5 protein-coding genes and 1 pseudogene are annotated in these 6,447 nt (G+C 39.6%); 4 read left to right on the top strand and 2 right to left on the bottom strand.

All coding sequences use genetic code 11. From position 1 onward, the window contains the following. Positions 1 to 358 precede the first annotated feature (358 nt). The 4 genes and pseudogenes from IIC38_19465 to IIC38_19450 all read left to right on the top strand — a co-directional run bounded on the left by IIC38_19465 (position 359) and on the right by IIC38_19450 (position 4,459). A pseudogene (locus tag IIC38_19465) lies at positions 359 to 596 on the top strand (hypothetical protein). 69 nt (positions 597 to 665) lie between these two features. Then, positions 666 to 857 carry a hypothetical protein gene (locus IIC38_19460; protein MCH8128103.1) on the top strand — a complete coding sequence of 64 codons (192 nt, stop codon included), beginning with the start codon at positions 666 to 668 and terminating at the stop codon, positions 855 to 857. Positions 858 to 1,713: 856 nt separating this feature from the next. After that, positions 1,714 to 3,660: a Na+/H+ antiporter NhaC family protein gene (locus IIC38_19455; protein ID MCH8128102.1), complete on the top strand. Its 1,947-nt coding sequence runs from the start codon at positions 1,714 to 1,716 to the stop codon at positions 3,658 to 3,660. Positions 3,661 to 4,063: 403 nt separating this feature from the next. Beyond that, positions 4,064 to 4,459 (top strand): PilZ domain-containing protein, encoded by a 396-nt coding sequence (locus tag IIC38_19450; GenBank protein ID MCH8128101.1) that lies wholly within the window; start codon positions 4,064 to 4,066, stop codon positions 4,457 to 4,459. Positions 4,460 to 4,712: 253 nt separating this feature from the next. On the opposite strand, the gene IIC38_19445 is transcribed toward IIC38_19450, so the two are convergent. Together IIC38_19445 and IIC38_19440 are read right to left on the bottom strand one after the other, a co-directional pair. Then, positions 4,713 to 4,877, bottom strand: coding sequence for a hypothetical protein (locus IIC38_19445; protein MCH8128100.1), 165 nt, complete (start codon positions 4,875 to 4,877; stop codon positions 4,713 to 4,715). Positions 4,878 to 4,888: 11 nt separating this feature from the next. Next, the coding region (locus IIC38_19440) for a T9SS type A sorting domain-containing protein (GenBank protein ID MCH8128099.1) at positions 4,889 to 6,447 on the bottom strand (1,559 nt) is incomplete at its 5' end.

Genomic DNA, 6,447 nt, shown 5'->3' with positions numbered 1-6,447 from the left:
TGAATGATTAAAATATCCTCCTTTTTGCATATGGGTTTTATCGCATTTATTTTACTCATGTGTTTGGTAATAATTTTCTCTATAATTCATACTTCAAGCTGTAAATTCAACTCAATTGAGATTAATCACTAATTTGGACAGCCAATGCTACGAAAAACAATCATTCTGATTTTTTGCATCTTTTTACCATTCAACATTGTTCATGCTACTGAGAAACTAAACCTGGTTACGTGAATGCTCATTGTGCTACTGACAAATATTCCGTTTACAGTTACAGTCATAAGATTCCTGACTCCTCTTAGGTTTCTTTTCATAAATTCAAATATTGCTTTTCTTGATTCTTTTGTTAGATTTCAAAATGAAAATAGAATTTCTATCGCCCATTACCGATATTGAAACTATTGCAAGAAGCAAGTCAATTCGGATATTGCACTATTTAAGAAATAGATATGGCGGCAAGGAATGGAAAAAGGAAAAAAGGTATTGCTTTAATCAGAGCTCCATATGATGGTTTACCGCGTAAAGCTGAAATTCATTGGTTTGAAGCTAAAGGAGTGGGTAAAGTCGAAGTTAAAAGGAAACGTTGGCTAGAGTAAAAATTTATCATGAAAATAAAATGTATTTGTAACTCGGGCATTGCCCAACTTGAAGATAATAAAGATTGGATTGAAGTTAAGAATGGGTTGGCGGGTAGTCTGACTATTGGTAAAGTATACGAAGTACTTGAAATCGAAGGATCAGATTACAGAATTATTGATGACGAAGGCGAGGATTATCTTTATCCCACCAGCTTTTTTGAAGTTGCACAAACGACACATTTAGAACGCCATTTTATGGAAAAAAGTACTGAAACGTAATAATTACGTTTAATTAACCTGGACTATTCATGAACCTTTTCAAGGTCGTCCAGGAGGGATCTATTTTGCAACTATTTTATACTTACAATATGCTTTTTCAATTTTATGGAAATAGATTCTTCCAGAATGACAACTTTGGAAACTTCAAGCTTAAAACTATAATTCATGAATTATCCAAGTTAATTACTATTGGGGCAGTAAGTTAATACAGAACGTATGATGTATCCACAAATTGCCGGTTATTTTCAACCATTTTAGCGTTAGTTCGCTTAGTGGTCTGTTGCATAAATTCGGTGACGTATTTTTAATACGGAACTATAGAACTGTAGTATTTTGTTTGTCTCAATTACCCCTCTTAATTAAACCTCTCAGGTTTTCAAAACCTGAGAGGTTTTCCCCCTCCTTATTTTTTTGACTGAAATCTTATCGTTTCAATCTGGAAGATTCCCGATAAACTTGTGCCCGCATGTTTTTAGCGGGTAAGCATTCGGGAATGACAGCTAATGTGTTTTCTGTCAAACACGAATCTAATAGAAGATTATAAATGTGAGTCTACTCTAAAAACCGATGCCATCGCTTTTCTAAAAAAAATTAATACATAAAAACAAATACTTATGAGAACGATGGAATCGGTATCCCACCTTTTTAGAATGAACTCAAATGTAATATCAATAAAAAGCAAATTCTTTGAGCCTCAACTTTAAGTATATGAGCTGAATGATTAATATATCCTCTTCTTGGCTGTAGGGTTTTATCTTTTATTTTACCCTTGTGTTTATTAAATAATTTTTCTATACTTCATACTTCAAGCTGTAAAATCAACTCAATTGGGATTAATCACTAATTCGGACAGCCAATGCTACGAAAAAAAACCCTTCTGATTTCTTGTTTCTTTTTACCATTCAACCTTGTTCATGCCACTGAGAAGATTGATCATTTGATAATCGATTCTCCATCCGTCGTATTGGCAAATATTCCGTTTACGGTTACAATATCTGCAATGGATCAATTCGGCAATGTGATCAGCGATTTTTCAGACACACTCAATAGTGAAGGCATCTGGCAAAAAAATAATGGCACTATCACAAAATTGGATCGAATCGGTCCTTTTGTAAATGGCAAATATATTATTGAAAATGTGGTTATTTCACAGCTTGGCAATCAAAATTTTCAATTCCGATTTAATGAATTACAAAATGACCAAGGATTCTATGTCCTCCCTGGCATCCTGAGTATTTTTCCTCCAATTCTGGCGATTTTTCTGGCGCTGATTTTACGGCAAGTAGTGTTATCTTTATTCTTTGGAATTTTGCTCGGGGCGATCTTTCTCAATGGTTATCAGCCCATTATCGGCTTTTTGCGTTCGTTGGATCAATATGTAATCGGCGCCATCGCCGATCCGTCTCACACTCCGGTTATTGTTTTTAGTTTATTGCTCGGCGGCATGGTGGGAATTATGTCAAAGTGCGGCGGGATGGCTGGTATCGTACAGTCATTATCAAAATATGCAAAAACCAGGAGAAGCGGCCAGGTTGCAACCTGGGCAATGGGTATTTTCATCTTTTTCGATGATTATGCCAATACCCTCGTGGTTGGCAATACCATGCGCCCTCTTACCGATAAGTTAAGGATTTCACGAGAAAAGCTGTCTTACATTGTCGATTCAACCGCAGCGCCTATCGCAAGTATCGCAATTATTTCCACCTGGGTGGGATTCCAAAGCGGTTTAATCGACGATGCATTAAGAGCAAATGGAATGGATGGGGACGGATATTTCATTTTTTTCCGCAGCATTGGCTATTCGTTTTACAGCATTTTTACCATGGCTGCCGTTTTCCTGATTGGCTACACCGGCAGAGACTTTGGCAGTATGCTAACCGCCGAAACAAGGGTTACCGAAACCGGTGCGGTTTTGCGGGATGGAGCAGTTCCGCTTTCTAATACCCAGGAGATGGAAATTGAAAAAGATAAAGACGGTATACCATTGCGCTGGTATAATGCAATCGTTCCGATTTTAGTTATGATTGTGGTTTCTTTTGCCGGGCTCTATTATAGTGGTTATCTATCCCTGGCAAACGAAGCCGGTTCATCGAGTATCATTCAAATAATCGGTGCGGCAGACCCATTTGCCGCATTAATGTGGGGCACCGCCGTGAGCGTTTTTGTTGCCGGTGCCATGGCCATGAGTCAAAAAATATTGACTATGACAGAAACAATAGAAGCATGGCTCACAGGAATGAAGGCAATGTTATTGGCAATCGTAATTTTAATACTCGCCTGGTCGATTGGCGCCATCTGTAAGGATTTAAACACAGCCGGATATATTGTGCAGGCAACCAAGGGATTGTTCACTCCCCACTTTTTGCCGGTTTTAACCTTCATTATAGCTGCGGTTATTGCATTTGCAACGGGAACATCCTGGGCTACAATGGCAATACTCACCCCGCTTGTCGTGCCTTTATCTCATCAAATGTCCATAGATGCCGGCCTTTCCGCAGAACTAGGTTCGACAATCCTGGTTGCAACCGTAGCCGCTGTCCTTTCCGGTTCTGTCTTTGGCGATCATTCTTCACCCATTTCGGATACGACCATTATGTCATCGATGGCCTCTGGCGCAGATCATATCGACCATGTAAGAACACAAATTCCATACGCATTAATGGCGGCATTCGCGGGAATATTGTTTGGCTATCTGCCGGCCGGTTTCGGTATTAGTCCGCTCATCTTAATACCTATTGGGATTATTGCTATGTATGTTTTCCTGAGATTTGTTGGAAAGGTGCAAGGTTCGACAAATGGTTAGACAGGATCAACTAGATGAGCAGGATTATTAAAGAAAACGTCTAAGTCATATTAAATGTAGCGTTGAATTACTAGGTTTTGGTAATCTTGGTAAGTATTCAGCCTCGAATTCTCTAAGACTATGAACGAATATATTCCAAATAATAAAGAAGAATTAATAGCAGAAAATATTTCACACCCAAACTCACTGCTTTGAATTTGTTCAGTTCAAACGAATCCTGGATTAAATTCGCCCATTCCGAATAATATTTTTCCTGGTTTTTAACCTCAAACTAGCCAAAATCACCAAACGGCACGGTGTTTGTAAGTTTAAGTTTTTTTGCGCAGTTTTCCAAATAATTAACCTTACACGAAATTTGAAACAGGAAAATCTTACCAACATTAACCTAAAAAGGAGGAAAAAAATGCTGGTTGCCGATAAAGAACAAGAAAGACGAAAATACATACGGGTAAACCCGGCTATGGGCAATCCTGTGCTAAGCAATATCAAATTAAATGGCCGGGAATTTAACAAGTTACAGGTGATAGATATCAGTCTCGGAGGAGTGGCCTTAAAATTACCGGAACTTAGGATGAAACCAACAACAGGTACTCATATACTTGATATGAACTTTTATCTTCCCCAGGTAGGCGTTGCTGTTGCGAGCGGTATTGTTAGACGAATTGTAACTGAATTTCTTACGAATGAAATTGCCTGCGCGCTTGAATTTACCAAAGTACCAACCAGTAGTGACCGACTGTTTTTCCGGTATATCAATAATCGTCAGCGAGAATTATCCTGGTTTGATCGTGGTAATTAAGTAGGATATGATAAATTTGAAATAGGAGCTTGGGAATTAGGGAATCGAATTGCGTCTGATATTTGATGGTTGATGCTGGATTCCGTATGCCAGATTCCGGAACATGAAAGAAGTAACTCCATTCCGATGAGAGAAAATTCCAAAAATCAAAAACAAAGATTAGATTGATCATTCCACTTTTTATCCGGATCAACCTATCTTAGATTCCCCCAATTCTCACGTTCTCCTTCTTCTTTTTCCATTCTCCCAATTCTCACGTTCTCCTTCTTCTTTTTCCATTCTCCCAATTCTCACGTTCTCCTTCTTCTTTTGTCCATTCTCCCATTCGCCGGCACTTTTCACTTTGTACCTTTGCCACTTTGTTACTTTGCGCCTCTGTGCCTCTGTGGTTTTCTCCGTCTGCCGTTTGCCGTTTCACGTCTGCCGTCTTTACCTCAACAGCATCAACTTTCGCACTTCCATATAAGCACCAGCCTGGATGCGATACAAATAAACACCGCTTGGAACCCCATTACCAGTATTATTTTTAGCATCCCAAACTACCTGATAAAATCCGGCTTCTTTACTATCATTCACTAAAGTACGGACCAGTTGACCTTGCAGATTGTAGATGTTTATTTTCACTTCAGATGTTTTAGGAAGCTGGTATCGTATTGTAGTTTCCGGGTTAAACGGATTTGGATAGTTTTGCTGCAAACCGAAATCTGTCGGAATCTTAAACGGATCAGGTTCGTTTAACGCCGTAGAGATTCTTGAAATCTCAAGATTTCCGCCCTTTACATCCGAAAAAAACCTAAAAGGTTCGTTACCATTTGCTTTTGCTATTAGAGCGCCATTTGGAATAAAAGAAAATACATTGGCAAAAATAAAGAAATTCACCATGTCCGGATCATTAAATCTCCACACTTTGAAGGATGTCATTTCACCCGGATCCAGTTGGCCATCTCCTCCTAAAGAATTACTGTAGTCATACACAGCGCCTACACCATCTCCGCCACGATCCGCATTATCCACAGTTATCGGGTGACCTTCTGGTATTGAAATGATTGTTTCGAACTCGACAAAAAACGGTGCGAAGAGAATCATATCTGAACTATTTATCAGCTTCACTTCAAATTGGAACTGGTTGGTGACTTGATTATAGAATGGAAATTGGAATGCCACCGAAATCTCATCATTAATGTTTTGAGCAATAACCCATTTCTTTTCTGCCAGACACTCGAACTGAACGCCATTAATGGTACCACTGGCTTTGATCGAATCCGTTCCGACGCCGCCATTACCGGTATAAGTAAATTCCGCCTCGCCGTTGGCATCGGTTATTTCTATTACAATTCCAGAGGCATTAGGACCTTTAAAGATGGTGAAAGAAATTGGGATTCCCGGAACAGGATTTTCATCCAGTAAAACAATTGCTGTTATCGTATGATCTGTGCCAATTTGATTCTGATCCGTTGCCGGTGTTAATGTGCACATATTATCTACCCAAACTTTCTGGGCAAAACATTCAAAAGGAACACCATCAATCGAACCGGTTGCTTTGATGGAATCTGTGCCAGCCGTACCATTGCTGGTATAAATAAATGTAGCTTGGCCACTGCCATTGGTTGGACTGGTGCCGGAACCGGTTTGGCCTAAATTGGGACCTTTGAAAACTTCGAAAGTCACCGGAATACCCGATTTTGCAACTCCATCCTGTTTTATAGTTACAGTCAATGTATGATCCGTACCGACTTGATTCGTATCCGTTTCTGCCTCCAAAGTACACATATTATCTACCCAAACTTTCTGGGCAAAACATTCAAAGGGTACGCCATCAATCGAACCGCTTGCTACAATGGAATCCGTGCCAGCCGTACCGTTGCTGGTATAAATAAATGTGGCTTGGCCACTGCCATTGGTTGGACTGGTGCCGGAACCGGTTTGGCCTAAATTGGGACCTTTGAAAACTTCGAATGTCACCAGAATACCCGATTTTGCAACTCCAT

This window comes from candidate division KSB1 bacterium, assembly GCA_022566355.1.
Classification (GTDB): Bacteria; Zhuqueibacterota; JdFR-76; order JdFR-76; family DREG01; genus JADFJB01.
Note: the sequence above shows the minus strand (reverse complement) of the source record. Positions and strands in the feature narration are given on the sequence as shown.

Coding starts and splice junctions, on each gene's coding strand:
- IIC38_19455 (MCH8128102.1), top strand. CDS start 1,714: ATGCTACGAAAAAAAACCCTTCTGATTTCTTGTTTCTTTTTACCATTC.
- IIC38_19450 (MCH8128101.1), top strand. CDS start 4,064: ATGCTGGTTGCCGATAAAGAACAAGAAAGACGAAAATACATACGGGTA.